We start from the raw sequence: 14,892 nt of genomic DNA on the forward strand, positions 1-14,892 counted from the left end.
CCCGCCTCTCCGGAATCCGTCGATGCGGCCAGCGGCACCGTGTCGATGACACCGGTGGATGCGACGGTCCAGTGCGCGCCCTCGTCGGAGACGCCGCCCTCGTCGGAGACGCCGCCCTCGCCGTGCTGCTCCTCGGCCGTCTGGTTCTCGGCGCTCAGCGGGTAATCCCTGGGTTCGTCCTCGTAGTAGGCGCGCGCAGCCGCCGCGAGCATGGAGCTCACCGCCGCGGAGCGCGGATCCTCGTCGTCGGCGGTGACAGCAGCGACATCGTCGGAGGAGTCGGAGTCGGAGTCGGAGTCGGATTCGGATTCGGATTCGGATTCGGATTCGTCAGAGGTGGACACGAGAGCGTCGTCGTCCGTGGGGCCTGCGCCGAGCTGGTCGTCGGACTCGTCGGTGTGCGTCGATTCGGGTGCGTCGTGAAGATCGGCGAAGACCTCGACACCGCTGTGGTGCTCGTTTCCGTTCGCCGGATCCGCTGCCTGATCGCCTGCTGCCTCGGCCGGTGCGGCGGAGCCGAACAGGATCTCATCGAACGATCGTTCCGGAGACTCCTCGGAGGGTGCCTGCTCGGCCTGCGCATGCTCCGCGTCGTGTTCGGCGGCAGGAGCTTCGTCCGTCGAAGCCGAGGCGTCGGACGAAGGCGCGTCCGATTCGTCCGACGTGTGCTCGGAGCGGTCGCCCGTGTCCACGGATGCGGCGAGGTCGTCTACAGGGGCCTCGCCCGCAGGGGCGGCTGCGGCCTCAGCCGCCCAGGCGGCAGCGGCTGCCACCGGGATCGCGACCACGGAGTCGGCCGGAGCCGGCCCGGCCACGGAGGTCTCCGCCCCGGTGACCTCCGCTGCGGTGTCTTCGGAAGCGGTGTCTTCGGAAGCGATGTCCTCCGCCGCGGTGACCTCCGCTGCGGTGTCTTCGGGGGCCGTCGCAGCGAGCTGCGGTGGCGTCGCCGAGATGCTCGGGGCGAACCGGCCACCTCGCATCAGGTCGATGAAGACGTCTTCGAGTGTCGGCCCTCGCTGGACGAGGGTGCTCAGGGCGATGCCCGCGTCGGCGGCGACCGCTCCCACCGTGCCGGCGTCTCCGCCGCGCACCGTGAGGCCCGAACGCAGCACCTCGATGTCGAAGCCGGCCTCCTGCAGCGCGGTCGTCAGCGCGCTGCGGTCCGCGGCGTCCACGATGACGGATCCGCCCTTGGGGTCGGCGAGAGTCTCGATCCCGCTGGAGAGCACGAGTGTGCCCTTCGAGAGCACGAGTACGTTGTCGGCGACCTGCTCGACTTCGCTGAGGACGTGCGACGACACGAGGACCGTGCGCCCTTCGTCCGCGAGGCGACGCATCAGGAGTCGCATCCAGCGGATTCCCTCGGGGTCGAGTCCGTTGGCCGGTTCGTCGAACACGAGCGCGCCGGGATCGCCCAGCAGGGCGTGGGCGACGCTGAGCCGCTGACGCATGCCGAGGGAGAAGCCCCCGATGCGGGAGCTGCCTTCACCCTCGAGGCCGACCAGGGAGAGCACTTCGCCGACGCGGGCCAGGGGGATGCCGTTCGCCTTGGCGGCGATGGTCAGCTGACGCTCGGCGGTGCGTCGAGGGCGGTAGACCGTCTCCTCGAGCACGGATCCGATGGTGCGCAACGGCTGCCGCAGTTCGGCGTACGCCGTGCCGCCGATGGTCGCCGTGCCCGAGGTGGCGCGCACCTGGCCGAGGAGGATCCGCAGCGTGGTGGTCTTGCCGGCACCGTTCGGGCCGAGGAAGGCGGTCACGGCACCGGGCTCCACGCGCGCGGAGAAGTCCGAGACGGCGGTCACCTCATTGAAGCGCTTCGTCACGTGCGTGAACTCGAGCACCTGTCCTTCAGGCATCCGTGACCTCTCGTCGCATTTGAACAGTTCCTCCCTATCCTGCCGGAAAAGCCTGTCGGATCCCGCATTTCGCGCGGAATACCGCCTTCCCCGGAAGGGGTAGCCTGGCGAGCGTGACCGAATCCCACGCTGCAGACCGCATCCTCGTCCGCACCGAAGGCGCGCTCGGACGACTCACCCTCAACCGTCCGGAGGCGATCAACGCGCTCGACGTCGACATGATCGAGAGCCTCACCGCGGTCCTGAACGCCTGGCGTGACGACACCGACGTGCAGATCGTGCTGCTCGACGGGGCAGGCGAGCGCGGCATGTGCGCGGGAGGCGACGTGCGCGCTCTGCACGGGCAGATCGTCGCGGGTCAGGCTGACCAGACGGCGGAGTTCTTCCGTGCGGAGTACGCCTTGAACGCCATGATCGCCGAGTATCCCAAGCCCGTGGTGGCATTGGCCGACGGCATCACGATGGGTGGTGGCATCGGGCTGGCCGGCCACGCCGCGATCCGCATCGTCACGGAACGCTCCAAGCTCGCTATGCCGGAGACCCGTATCGGATTCACTCCCGACGTCGGGGGAACCTGGCTGCTCGGCCGCGCTCCTGGGCGCCTGGGCGAGTACTTCGGTCTCACCGGATCCACCATGAGCGGCGCTGATGCCGTCTACCTCGGCTTCGCGGATCACTTCGTGCCATCCGACCGTCTGGACGCATTGCGCGAGGCCCTCGCCTTCCGTGCCGACCCGACCGGTCCCAGTGAGATCGTGCTGCTGTTCGACGAGACCCCGGAGCCCTCGCAGCTCCCGGACGCGCGCGCGTGGATCGATGAGGCCTTTTCCGCCCCCACCGTGAGCGAGATCGTCGAACGATTGAAGGCTCAGGGGACGACGGAGGCGGCGGCGACCGCTGACCTGCTCGAAGACCTCGCGCCCACCGGGCTCACCGTGACGCTCGACGCCGTCCGCGAGGCGCGCGACCTGCCGGGGCTCCGCGCGGCGCTGGAGGGCGAGTACCGTCGCGTGATGTGGTTCGTGAACGAGCATCCCGACCTCGTCGAGGGCATCAGAGCGCAGATCGTCGACAAGGACCGCGATCCGAAGTGGAACCCGCCCACGCTCGCCGAGCTCGCGCCCGACGCCGGCGCCCCCGCGCGCGACTACGTCCCGCAGCCCACGTTGTTCTGAGCCCTCGGGGTCAGGGCGGGCACTCGGGGTCAGGGCGGGTCGCGGTTCCGCAGTGCGCTGCAATCAGCCGCACTTGTTCGCCCGCGTGCAGAAACCGCAGATCGGGGCGGGAAGCGGTTCGCTGTGAGCGAAGGTCCACCATGAGGGGGATACGAATGTCCGCGGATCGTGGCACTCTGTCTTGTGGCCGATTGTCGGTCGGCATCCGTCTGCCGAGAAATCCGCCGTTTCATCCTTCCTAGAAAGTCCGCCTGTGCTGGGAAAAATCCTCCTCCGTTATCTCTCCCGATACCGATGGCTGTTGCTCGCCGTGCTGGTGTTCCAGCTCGCGAGCGTGGCAGCCACCCTCTACCTCCCGCGCCTGAACGCCGACATCATCGACAAGGGCGTCGCCCGGGGCGACACCGGGTACATCTGGAGCACCGGTCTGTTCATGCTCGCGGTCTCGCTGGGGCAGATCATCGCCTCGGTCACCGCGACCTACTTCGCCGCGCGTGCAGCGATGGGTGCCGGGCGCGACATCCGCGCCGACGTCTTCGGCAAGGTCAGCGGCTTCTCCGAGCGTGAGGTGTCGCAGTTCGGTGCCGGTTCGCTCATCACCCGCAACACGAACGATGTGCAGCAGGTGCAGATGCTGGCCATGATGGGCGCGACCATGCTCGTCACGGCGCCGCTGCTCGCGATCGGCGGCATCTTCTTCGCGGTCCAGACCAACGTCGGACTCAGCTGGCTGATCGCCGTCTCGGTGCCGCTGCTGCTCATCCTGGCTGCCCTCGTCATCGGCCGCATGGTGCCGCTGTTCCGCAGCTATCAGGGCAAGCTCGACAACGTCAACCGCATCATGCGCGAGCAGCTCACGGGCGTCCGCGTGGTGCGTGCCTTCGTGCGCGAGCGCATCGAGGAGGAGCGCTTCCGCGGGGCGAACACCGACATCATGGTCGTGGGCCGCAAGGTCGGCTCGCTCTTCGTGCTGCTGTTCCCGCTGTTCATGCTCATCCTCAACGTCACGGTCGTCTCGGTCATCTGGTTCGGCGGCATCGAGGTGAACAACGGCACGGTGCAGGTCGGCACGCTGTTCGCCTTCATGCAGTACATCGGTCAGATCATGGGCGGCGTCATCATGGCGAGCTTCATGGCGATGATGATCCCGCGCGCCGCAGTCTCGGCCGAGCGCATCGGCGAAGTGCTCAACTCCGAGTCCACCCTCGTGCGTCCGGAGAACGGCGTCACGGAGTTCCCGGTTCCCGGATCCGTGGCGCTCGACGATGTCGAGTTCACCTACCCCGGGGCGGACTCGCCGGTGCTCACGGGCATCAGCTTCGCCGCCCAGCCGGGCGAGACCGTCGCGATCGTCGGCTCCACCGGTTCGGGCAAGACGACGCTGATCTCCCTCATCCCTCGGCTCTTCGACGTCTCGGGCGGATCCGTGCACGTCGGAGGCACCGACGTGCGCGAGGCCGACGTCGAGTCGCTCTGGGACAGCATCGGCCTGGTGCCGCAGCGTCCGTTCCTCTTCACCGGCACCGTCGCGTCGAACCTGCGCTACGGCCGTGAGGAGGCCACCGACGAAGAGCTGTGGCACGCGCTCGACATCGCACAGGGTCGTGACTTCGTGGAGGAGATGCCGGACGGTCTCGATTCCCGCATCGCCCAGGGCGGCACGAACGTCTCCGGCGGTCAGCGTCAGCGGCTCGCGATCGCCCGCGCGATCGTGCACCAGCCGAAGATCCTCGTCTTCGACGACTCGTTCTCCGCTCTCGACCTGACGACAGACGCGCGGCTCCGCCAAGCGCTGTGGCGGGAACTCCCGCACGTCACGAAGATCGTGGTCGCCCAGCGCATCTCCACCATCACGGATGCCGACCGCATCGTCGTGCTCGACGGCGGCACCATGGTGGGCGTCGGCACGCATGAGGAGCTGCTCGAGACGAGCGATACCTACCGAGAGATCGTCGAATCGCAGCTGGGGGTGGACGCATGAGCGCGCAGAACGACGACCAGCGCAAGGCCAAGCGGGGCCGCGGCAAGGCAGCTTCGTCCGTCGCCGAGGTCGAGCTGACCGCCGAGGAGAAGTACGAGGCCGAGCTCGCCGAGCAGGCGCGTCAGAACTCCGGCGACTGGGACAGCGTCGCACCGGGCAAGGCCGACAACTTCGGCCCCAGCTTCGCGCGCATGATCGGGCTGCTGAAGCCCTCGGCCATCTGGTTCGTCTTCGTGTCGATCCTCGGCGCGATCGGCGTGGTCCTGACGGTCGCAGCGCCCAAGGTGCTCGCCGAGGCGACCAACCTCGTCTACAAGGGCTTCATCTCCATCCAGCTCGGTCAGCCCACCGACGGCTTCCCCGGCTTCCCCGCCGGCACGTCGCAGGACGTGGTGGTCGACGCGCTGCGGGCAGGCGGACAGGACGACTTCGCGAACCAGGTCGGCGCGCTGGGAGACTTCACGGTCGGCCAGGGCATCGACTTCGACGCGCTGCGGCTCGTCATCGCCGCCGTGCTCGGCATCTACGTGGCCGCCGCCTTCCTCACCTGGATCCAGGGTTACGTCATCAACGTGATCATGGTGCGCACCATGTGGCGACTGCGCGAATCGGTCGAGGCGAAGATCAACCGCCTGCCCCTGGCGTACTTCGACAAGGTGCAGCGCGGCGAGCTGATCTCGCGCGTCACGAACGACATCGACAACATCACGCAGACGATGCAGCAGTCGCTCTCGGGCGCACTCACCTCGGTGCTCACCGTGATCGGCGTGCTCGTGATGATGTTCTCGATCTCATGGCAGCTCGCCCTCGTGGCCCTCATCACGCTGCCTCTCATGGGCGTGATCTTCGGCATCATCGGACCGCGGTCGCAGAAGGCCTTCGGCACGCAGTGGCGCAAGGTCGGGCGGCTCAACGCCCGTGTCGAGGAGGCGTTCTCTGGCCACGCCCTGGTGAAGGTCTTCGGTCGCGAGAAGGACGCACTGGACAAGTTCCAGGACGAGAACGAAGAGCTGTTCCAGGCGAGCTTCAAGGCGCAGTTCCTCTCCGGCATCATCATGCCGGCGATGATGTTCGTCGGGAACCTCAGCTACGTGGGCATCGCGGTGCTCGGTGGTCTGATGGTCGCCAACGGTCAGCTCCGCCTCGGCGACGTGCAGGCGTTCATCCAGTACTCGCAGCAGTTCACGCAGCCGCTGTCCGAGCTGGGCGGAATGGCCGCTGTCGTGCAGTCCGGCACCGCCTCCGCCGAGCGTGTGTTCGAACTGCTCGACGCCGAGGAGCAGGAGGCCGACGACGCCGATGCTCCCGAGCTCGTGGAGGGCAAGGGCGTCATCGAGTTCGAGAACGTCGCGTTCTCGTACACGCCGGATCGTCCGCTCATCCGTGATCTGTCGTTCCGGGTGGAGCCGGGTCAGACCGTCGCGATCGTCGGTCCGACCGGTGCGGGCAAGACGACGCTGGTCAACCTGATCATGCGCTTCTACGAGCTCAGCGGTGGACGGATCATGCTCGACGGGCAGGACATCGCCGAGGTGACCCGCGACGAGCTGCGTTCGCGCACCGGCATGGTGCTCCAGGACCCGTGGCTGTTCGCCGGCAGCATCCGCGAGAACATCCGCTACGGTCGCTCGACCGCGACCGATGAAGAGGTCCTCGCCGCAGCCAGGGCCACCTACGTCGACCGCTTCGTGCACGCCCTCCCCGAGGGATACGACACGGTGCTCGACGAGGATGCAGCGAACGTGTCGGCCGGTGAGCGTCAGCTCATCACCATCGCGCGGGCGTTCGTCGCACAGCCGTCGATCCTCATCCTCGATGAGGCCACGTCGGCGGTCGACACCCGCACCGAACTGCTGCTGCAGCACGCGATGGCCGCGCTCCGAGAGGGGCGCACGTCGTTCGTGATCGCGCACCGGCTGTCGACCATCCGCGATGCCGACCTCATCCTGGTGATGGAGCACGGCGACATCGTGGAGAAGGGTACGCACGACGAGCTCATCGCCGCGCAGGGCGCCTATTGGCGTCTGTACCAGTCGCAGTTCGAGCAGGCCGCGACCGACATCGACGCCGAAGACGCTCTCACGGGAACGACGCCGGTCGTCGTCACCGGCGAAGCGGGCGACACCGATGCTGCGGGCGCGGAGGCTGCAGCCGCTGTGGCCGGCGCGTCCGTCGGCGCACAGGTGCCGGCAGTCGAGACGGCCGCGGCGCAGGCCCTGCTGGAAGACGGCGCTGACGGCTCCGATCACCGCTCCTGACCTACGGCATCAACGCACGACGCCCCACCGCCGCTCACGCGGGGTGGGGCGTCGTCGTAGGCGATCGCCGGGGAGTGCGTCAGGGCTGGTCGGCTCTGATCCCGAGCAGCTCGAGCGGGTGGGTCAGACGCCACCAGGGACTCGGCCCCTCGACATCCGCGGCCAGCACCAGCGGAGTCGTCGTGGTGTTGACCGGTCCTGCCGTGGTCAGCGTGCCCACCGTGTCACCCTGTTCGCGTTCTTCGCCGAGGTCGAAGGCGGTCGCGGCGGTCGCGGTCGCGCTGTTCCAGAGCACCACATCGGCGTCGGATTCGGTGATGACGTCGACCTGCTCGCCCCACGGAGTCGTGACGCTGCCGACCACGGTGTCCTTCGCGACGGCCGGCGCCTGCGCCTCCAGTGCGGATTCCGCCTCGGCGAACAGGGAACGCGTGAGAGCGAGTCGCTCGTCGTCTCCGGCTTGATTCAGCGCCGCGGCGAACAGGTGCACCGTGGTGTCACCGATCACGAGGTCCTTCGCGGTGAGAAGGTTCCAGCCGACCAGGGTGCCGGTCTTGATGCCGACGACACCGGGATCGTCGAGCATGCCGTTCGTGTTCACGACGGTGCCCGCACCCGGGAGGTCGACGGACTTGGTGCCGACGATCTCGGCGAAGACCGGGTTCTGCATCGCACGCTCGCCGAGCGCCACCAGGGCCTCGGGCGTGGCCACGTTGCGCTCGTCGAAGCCGGAGGGGGTCACCACGGTGATTCCGGTCAGGCCACGTTCGCGCAACCATACCTCTGCAGCCCTCGCGAACTCGCGCTCGGAGCCCCAGATCTCGGTCGCGAGCCGATCGATGTAGTTGTTCGCGGAACCCATGAGCGTCCCCTGCAACAGCTGGTACTCCGTGAGGACTCCGCCGATGGGCACGTCGAGGGCGGATTGGTCACTGCGCCGGTAGTCCCAGTACTTCACGCTGTCGGCGCGGGTGAACGAGAACTCGGGTCCTTGCTCCCCGACAGCGAGCGGCATGCGGTCGAGCACCATCAGACTGCTGACGACCTTGGTGATGCTCGCGATGCTCACGGCGTCGGGCACCGAAGCCGCCGTCGTCATGCCCGCGATGCCGACGGCACCCGCACCCTCGGTCGGCCAGGTCACGGCGGCGGCAGCGGCGGGAGTCGTCGCGAACTCGACCGACTGCACCGTCGGCGGCACCTCGTGGAGGGGCCAGAGCAGTGTGGTGCCGGCGTAGACGGCGACGAGACCGGCGAGCGTGGCCAGCGGGACCAGGACACCCGGGCGGGCGATGGCGGGGCGAAGACGCGCACCGCGCAGCAGACCGCTCGATCGCTCGGCCTCCGAGGTGTCGTCGAGAGTGGCCGTGGCGGTGTGCTCGGCGACGGTCGCGGCGTCCACCCAGGTGAGAGCGGTGGCCGTCGTGGTGTCGTCGGCCCACTGGGGCGCGGCTGTCTCCGACGCGGTGAGTTCGCCGGAAGGATCCGGGACCGTGCGGTCGCGAGGGATGAACGGCGGCTTCGTCAGCGCGGGGGTGGCCGGTTCCGGGGCGCTCACGGCCTCCGGTGGAACGACGGGCTCCGGGTCTACGACCGTCCCCGGAGCATCCGCTCCAGGCGACGTCTGCTCGGCCGTCAGCACCGATCCGCCTGTCGCGGTGTCGGCGGTGTCGGCGGGGGCAGGGCCGTCGTCGCCGACGACGCCCGTCGCCTCGTCGGCGGGATCTGATGCGGTCACTCGTTTACGGTACCCAATCCCGCGCGTGTTCCGCGGCGCCGGGCCCTGTCGCCACGGGGGTGTCGCCGACGGTAGGATCGTCAGCACAACCACGGGAGTCCGGCGAGCCGGGCTGAGAGGGAGCGAATCGCGCTTCGACCGTCGAACCTGATCTGGGTCATGCCAGCGCAGGGAGGAGTTCAGATGAGTACGCCCACGTCCGCATCCACGCAGCAGGCATCCGCCGCCGCACAGGATCCGCACCGCACATCGATCTGGCGCTGGCGCGTCGTCGACATCGTCGTTGCCGCCGTCCTCGGCGTCGCGATCGGCCTCGTGTTCTGGGGATGGAACACGATCGGCTACGCCTGGCTCGGTGCGGCCGATGCTCTGACGCCGGGACTGGGCGGTATCGCCGTCGGCATCTGGCTGCTGGGCGGCGTCGTCGGCGGCCTCGTCATCCGCAAGCCCGGTGCGGCGCTGGTCGTCGAGCTCGTCGCAGCGATCGTGTCGATGCTGATCGGCAACGTGTGGGGCGTCTCGACCGTACTGTCCGGCATCGTGCAGGGACTCGGCGCGGAGATCATCTTCGCCCTCTTCTTCTACCGGCGCTTCGGAATCGCGGTCGCAGCGCTCGCCGGTGTCGGTGCAGCGGTGGCTGCCTGGGTGTTCGAGCTGTTCTACGGCAGCTCGCCCAACATCCTGAAGTCCGTCGAGTTCAACACGATCTACCTGGTCAGCGTTGTCGTCTCCGGGGCGATCCTGGCGGGTGTCGTCGGTTGGCTGCTGGTGCGCGCGTTGGCGGTCACCGGTGCACTGAACCGCTTCGCCGTCGGGCGAGAGCACGTGCGCGAGGTCTGACCGTGACCATCGCCGCCCCGGCCCGCGTGCAGGCCGCGGGCTGGGGCTGGCGGTACGCCGGTCGGAAGCTCCCCGCCGTCGAGGACGTCTCGTTCACGATCGAACCGGGTGAGCGGGTGCTGCTGCTTGGCGCCTCCGGTGCCGGGAAGTCGACGCTGCTCGCGGGCCTGGCCGGGGTCCTCGGCGGCGACGACGAAGGGGTGCGAACCGGGTCGCTGCACATCGACGGTGCCGCCCCCGAATCCCGGCACGGTCAGGTGGGCCTCGTCCTGCAGGACCCCGATGCGGGGATCGTGCTGTCGAAGGTCGGTGACGACGTGGCGTTCGGGTGCGAGAACCTCGGTGTGCCCGCATCCGAGATCCCCGGTCGCGTCGCGGAGGCGCTGGATGCCGTCGGGCTCGAAGTGCCGCTGCAACGCCCCACGAAGGCCCTGTCGGGCGGACAGAAGCAGCGACTGGTGCTCGCCGGTGTGCTCGCGATGCGCCCAGGGCTGCTGCTGCTCGACGAGCCGACGGCGAACCTCGACCCCGAGGGTGTGCGCGAGGTGCGGGCGAGCGTCGAACATGCCGTCGCCTCCACCGGTGCGACGCTGATCGTCGTCGAGCACCGCACACCGATCTGGGTCGATCTGATGACGCGGGTGATCGTGCTCGCGGCCGACGGCGGACTGCTCGCCGACGGGGAACCGGCCCAGGTGTTCGCGGCATACGGCGATGTGCTGGCGGACGCCGGGGTGTGGGTGCCCGACCGGGGGATCGACCTGCCCGTGCTGGAGCAGGTGTCGGCACCGGACGCGCTCATCGCATCCGCCCTGACGATCGGACGGGAGCACGGAGCGCCGGTGCAGCGCGGGCTCGACCTGCGCGTGCCGCGGGGGAACGCGACGGTGATCACCGGGCCGAACGGCGCCGGCAAGTCGACGCTCGCCCTCACGCTCGCCGGGCTCATCCCGGAGCAGGCGGGAGAGGTGCGGTCGGCACCGGAGCTGGCGGGGCGCAAGGGCACGCGCCCGATCCGCTGGACCTCGCGCGAGCTGCTCACCCGCATCGGGATGGTGTTCCAGGAGCCGGAGCACCAGTTCCTGGCCCAGACCCTTCGCGACGAGCTCGAGGTCGGGCCACGGGCGCTCGGCTGGGATCAGGCGAAGACGGATGCGGTCGTTGACGGTCTTCTCGAACGCCTGGGCCTCGCCCCGCTCGCCCTCGCCAACCCGTTCACGCTCTCCGGAGGGCAGAAGCGGCGGCTGTCGGTCGCCACCGTGCTGGCCGGGGCGCCGGAGGTCATCGTGCTCGACGAGCCGACGTTCGGACAGGATCGCCGCGGGTGGATCTCGCTCGTCGCCCTGCTGCAGGAGGAGATCGCGCGTGGCCGGTCGATCATCGCGGTCACGCACGACGACGCGGTGATCCGACACCTGGGCGGTCATCGCATCGAGTTGGGGTCGTCGTCGTGACGGCGACCGAGACCGTGCGCCCGGTCTGGCTCGACGGCGTGAACCCGGTGACGAAGCTGCTGCTCGCCCTGCTGCTGTCCGTACCGCTGTTCGCCTCCATCGACATCACGAGCGCGCTGGCAGCGATCGTCCTGCAGCTGCTCTGCCTGCCGTTGACGGGGCTGCGTCTGTCGACGGTGCTGAAACGCCTGCTGCCGATCGTGATCTTCGCCCCGATCGCCGGTGTGAGCATGCTGCTGTATGCGGAGCCGGCAGGGCGCATCTACTGGACGTTCGGCTTCGCGACGATCAGCGACGACTCCATCACGCTCGCGATCGCGGTGAGTCTGCGAGTGATCGCGCTCGGACTCCCCACGATCCTGCTGTTCGGCGGCACCGACCCGACCGAGCTCGCCGACGCGTTGGCGCAGGTGTCCAAGCTCCCGAGCCGCTTCGTGCTCGGCATCCTCGCGGGAACGCGCATGCTGGGGCTCTTCCTCGATGACTGGCGCACCATGAGCCTGGCCCGTCGCGCGCGCGGTGTGGGCGACCGGGGTGTGCTGCGACGGTTCTTCTCGATGGCGTTCGTGCTGCTCGTGTTCGCGGTGCGGCGCGGCTCGAAGCTGGCGCTCGCGATGGAGGCCAGGGGCTTCGGCTCCGGCATTCCGCGCACCTGGTCGCGTCCCTCCCGGTTGCACCCGCGTGATGCGGTGGCGGTGATCGGCGGAATCGCGATCATGGCACTTGCGCTCGCCGCCGCCGTGCTCGTCGGGACGTTCCGTTTCGTCTGGAGCTAGCTCCGGTCGAGCTGGAAGTAGTGCTCACGGTGCAGTGCGCACCGCTCGTTGAACAGCGCCGAACACCGTGGACATGCCGTCGCCGCGAAGTACTCGGCGATCGTGAGCTCATGCCCGCACGCACCGCAGAGGATCGCCCGTCTGTCGCGCTCATGGGCCGCCCATTGCTGCGCCGCATGCTTCACGGTCTCCTCGTGGCAGCGGTGGCACGGGTAGTACTCGCCGCAGCAGGCGAAGCGGATCGCGATGATGTCGGTCGGGCCCCGATAGTGCACGCACCGGGTCATGTCGTCGACGACCGGACCGAGCACACGCGGCCGATCGTCGGGCACGATACTCACGTCTCGTTCAAGAGTCGACGGTAGTACTCGAGGCGCTCGTGATCGGGGTCGACGCCGTAGGCCTCGATCAGTGTGTCCTCCCAGCCTTCGCCGAAGTTCCACATCGTGCTCATCGAGGCTACGGCGATGTCGGCCCAGCGGTCGGCGACACCGAGAGCGGCGAGATCCACGAAGGCGGCCGGCCGGCCTTCCGCGTCGAGAAGCGTGTTCGGCATGCAGGCATCGCCGTGGCACACCACCAACCGGTCGATCGACGGTTCCTGGAGCAGATCCTCTGGCACGACCGTGCCGCGATCGGCGGCGTTGGCGATCCGCCACTGCGTGCTCCACTCCCAGGGGCACTCGGCCACCGGCAGGGCATCGTGCAGCATCCGCAGGCCGACCCCGACCGCTCGCACCGCGGTCTCCGGCTGGTCGGCCCAGCGGGGGTCGACGGCGCTGCGGGCATCGATCGCGACCGTGACGAGCCACTCGTGCGTGTCGTCCTGGCCTTGCTCGATCACCTCCGGTACGGGGATCCACGTTCGTGCCCACCTCATGCGCTCGGCTTCGTCGCGCATGTTCGCCTCGTCGTCGAGTGGGCCCCACTTGATGTACCGCCCGTCGTCGGTGCGGAAGGTCAGCCCGCCGATCCCGTTGAGCCAGACCGGCTCGAGCGCGGCACCGCGCGCGAGCTCGCGAACCTTCATCGGCACGTCGAGGGAAGCGGAGGGAATGCTCATCCGTCCATCCTGCCCGACGGGCACCGCACCGGCTCAGCGGCGGTCGTCACGGAGGCCCTCCAGATAGGCGTTGTAGGCGTCGAGCTCAGCGGTGCCGTGCGCATCGGCATAGCGATCGGCCGCGGCGGCGCGTGCCGTGTCGTCGCGGAACCACCGGTGCATCACGTAGACGAGCATCAGCAGGGTCGGGGCTTCGCCGTACGACCATGCCAGCCCGCCGGCCAGCTGCTGGTCTTCGAGCGGATTCATCCCGAGTGCCAGAGTCGGTGCGACGAAGTGGTCGACGAGCATGGTGGTCGCCATCATCAGGAAGACGCCGAAGAACGCGTGCAGGGCCGCTTCGGCGAAGACGTCCAGGGCGCGACCGCCGTGCCCGAGCCGCACCGGGAGGGGATCGGAGCTCAGTACCGGGATGGTGAAGAGGATCCCGATGACGAGGAACCCGACCTCCAGAGCGAGGTGGCCTCCGGGCGCTGCGAGCACACGATCGGCGAGACCGGCCAGGTACAGCCCGTAGAACGCGATCAGGTACATCGGCAGCGCGATCCACGGGCTCAGGATCCACCGGGCGATCCCGCTGCGGAGCCCTCCGTGCGCGATACGCAGCACGACGGCGCCCAGCCCGCGGTGCGGTGTCACCCGCAGGAGGAGCGTGCCCGGTGAGCCGAGGACCAGCAGCGGAGGGATCGCGATCATGAGCGTGAGCTGCTGGAACATGAACACCGACATCAGGGCATAGCCGTACACCTCGACCCCGAGGCCCGTGGTGGCGGCGAGCGCGATGCACCCCAGGAGGAAGGCGACGGTTCGCCAGACGGGCCACCGACGGTGCTGCCGCCACAACCGGAGCGCCCCGGCCAGATAGGCGACCGCCAGCACTACCGCGACCAGGGGCAGGAGGGGGAACGGCCCAGCGGCCGGAGTGAACAAGACCGGTGTGAGGAAGTCTGCGAAGGTCGGCGGGGCATCGGGCATCCAGTCGTTCATCCGGCCGCGTCCTCCCGCGAGCCGTCCGGCCGGTCGATGGTCTGCGTCGTCCGCGCTGCCGCACGCTGGTCGAGCAAGAGCCCGACGACGAGGACGACACCCCCGATCGCGAGCGCGACATCGGCGAGGTTCCCGATGAACCAGTTCCCGTAGGCGAGGAAGTCGGTGACGTGACCGCGACCGAATCCGGGGGGTGCGAGCAGACGGTCGAGCACATTCCCGATGGCACCTCCGAAGATGAAGCCCAACCCCCACGCCCGTCCCCTCGTGCGCGCGCGCGTCGCGGCGACGAACAGAGCCGCCACCGCAGCCACGCCCACCACGGTCAGCACCCACGTCGCCCCTGACCCGAGCGACAGGATCGCGCCGGGGTTGAAGGCGAGCTGCAGGCCCAGCGCATCACCCAGCAGGGGTATCCGCTCCGTCCGGCTGAGTCCTGCGATCGCGGCGGCCTTGCTCGCCTGGTCGATGAGCACGACGATGCCGGCGACGACGAAGGCGATCCCGTACCGGGGACTGTTCTCACGCGACATCGGAACCCTCTTCCCTCGCAGCGGCGTCCGCGCGGTCGCGCCGACGCCGCGCGCGCCCTGAGACGAGAATGCCGAGCGCTCCCGCAGCGAGGAGGAAACCGATCCCGAAGAGGAAGGCGACGCCGAGGAAGCCGAGATCGGTGCGCTCCACCGGCTGTTCGCCGTTCTGCTGTTCATGCGTGGTGCCGGTGGTGGGAGTGGGAGTGGGAGTGGAGGTCGGGGTGGGAG

General features: G+C 69.0%; 13 protein-coding genes and 1 riboswitch. Of the genes, 6 read left to right on the top strand and 7 right to left on the bottom strand.

Annotated elements, in window-relative coordinates:
- On the bottom strand, positions 1–1,859 hold a 1,859-nt coding region (locus AX744_RS20690), incomplete at its 3' end, for an ATP-binding cassette domain-containing protein (protein WP_197429217.1).
- Between the two features lie 113 nt (positions 1,860–1,972).
- On the opposite strand from AX744_RS20690, the gene AX744_RS11000 reads away from it, so the two are divergent.
- The 3 genes from AX744_RS11000 (at position 1,973) to AX744_RS11010 (ending at position 7,273) form a co-directional block, all read left to right on the top strand.
- Positions 1,973–3,034 (top strand): enoyl-CoA hydratase/isomerase family protein, encoded by a 1,062-nt coding sequence (locus AX744_RS11000; protein WP_061016862.1) that lies wholly within the window; start codon positions 1,973–1,975, stop codon positions 3,032–3,034.
- Positions 3,035–3,287: 253 nt separating this feature from the next.
- Entirely contained in the window at positions 3,288–5,015 is a 1,728-nt protein-coding gene (locus tag AX744_RS11005; protein WP_061016863.1) for an ABC transporter ATP-binding protein, read from the top strand.
- Complete coding sequence (locus AX744_RS11010; RefSeq protein WP_058631686.1) at positions 5,012–7,273, top strand: ABC transporter ATP-binding protein; 2,262 nt, start codon at positions 5,012–5,014, stop codon at positions 7,271–7,273. The genes AX744_RS11005 and AX744_RS11010 overlap by 4 nt, the downstream gene beginning before the upstream one ends.
- A 79-nt stretch (positions 7,274–7,352) precedes the next feature.
- On the opposite strand, the gene AX744_RS11015 is transcribed toward AX744_RS11010, so the two are convergent.
- Positions 7,353–9,011, bottom strand: a complete 1,659-nt coding sequence (locus tag AX744_RS11015) for a D-alanyl-D-alanine carboxypeptidase family protein (RefSeq protein WP_061016864.1) — start codon at positions 9,009–9,011, stop codon at positions 7,353–7,355.
- Between the two features lie 81 nt (positions 9,012–9,092).
- A riboswitch (TPP riboswitch) is annotated at positions 9,093–9,202 on the top strand.
- On the opposite strand from AX744_RS11015, the gene AX744_RS11020 reads away from it, so the two are divergent.
- The 3 genes from AX744_RS11020 to AX744_RS11030 all read left to right on the top strand — a co-directional run bounded on the left by AX744_RS11020 (position 9,195) and on the right by AX744_RS11030 (position 12,081).
- Complete coding sequence (locus AX744_RS11020; RefSeq protein WP_061016866.1) at positions 9,195–9,851, top strand: ECF transporter S component; 657 nt, start codon at positions 9,195–9,197, stop codon at positions 9,849–9,851. It overlaps the preceding riboswitch by 8 nt.
- Positions 9,848–11,305, top strand: coding sequence for an ABC transporter ATP-binding protein (locus tag AX744_RS11025; RefSeq protein ID WP_442922832.1), 1,458 nt, complete (start codon positions 9,848–9,850; stop codon positions 11,303–11,305). The genes AX744_RS11020 and AX744_RS11025 overlap by 4 nt, the downstream gene beginning before the upstream one ends.
- The gene (locus AX744_RS11030) at positions 11,302–12,081 is read left to right on the top strand and encodes an energy-coupling factor transporter transmembrane component T family protein (protein WP_061016868.1); all 780 of its coding nucleotides are present in this window, start codon (positions 11,302–11,304) and stop codon (positions 12,079–12,081) included. The genes AX744_RS11025 and AX744_RS11030 overlap by 4 nt, the downstream gene beginning before the upstream one ends.
- Here AX744_RS11030 and AX744_RS11035 read toward each other — a convergent pair.
- The 5 genes from AX744_RS11035 to AX744_RS20695 all read right to left on the bottom strand — a co-directional run.
- Positions 12,078–12,422, bottom strand: coding sequence for a CHY zinc finger protein (locus AX744_RS11035; RefSeq protein WP_230977790.1), 345 nt, complete (start codon positions 12,420–12,422; stop codon positions 12,078–12,080). The genes AX744_RS11030 and AX744_RS11035 overlap by 4 nt on opposite strands.
- Complete coding sequence (locus tag AX744_RS11040; protein WP_061016870.1) at positions 12,419–13,144, bottom strand: aminoglycoside 3'-phosphotransferase; 726 nt, start codon at positions 13,142–13,144, stop codon at positions 12,419–12,421. Before AX744_RS11040 ends, AX744_RS11035 begins: the two co-directional genes overlap by 4 nt.
- A 33-nt stretch (positions 13,145–13,177) precedes the next feature.
- Positions 13,178–14,131, bottom strand: a complete 954-nt coding sequence (locus AX744_RS11045) for a cytochrome c oxidase assembly protein (RefSeq protein WP_061016872.1) — start codon at positions 14,129–14,131, stop codon at positions 13,178–13,180.
- A complete protein-coding gene (locus AX744_RS11050) occupies positions 14,128–14,664 on the bottom strand; it encodes a signal peptidase II (protein ID WP_061016874.1) in 537 nt (178 codons plus the stop codon). Before AX744_RS11050 ends, AX744_RS11045 begins: the two co-directional genes overlap by 4 nt.
- Positions 14,654–14,892: hypothetical protein (locus AX744_RS20695; RefSeq protein WP_197429218.1), on the bottom strand; the 239-nt coding region annotated here is incomplete at its 5' end. The genes AX744_RS20695 and AX744_RS11050, both read right to left, overlap by 11 nt.

It is taken from the genome of Microbacterium sp. CCH5-D1, from assembly GCF_001557335.1.
Lineage (GTDB): Bacteria > Actinomycetota > Actinomycetes > Actinomycetales > Microbacteriaceae > Microbacterium > Microbacterium oxydans.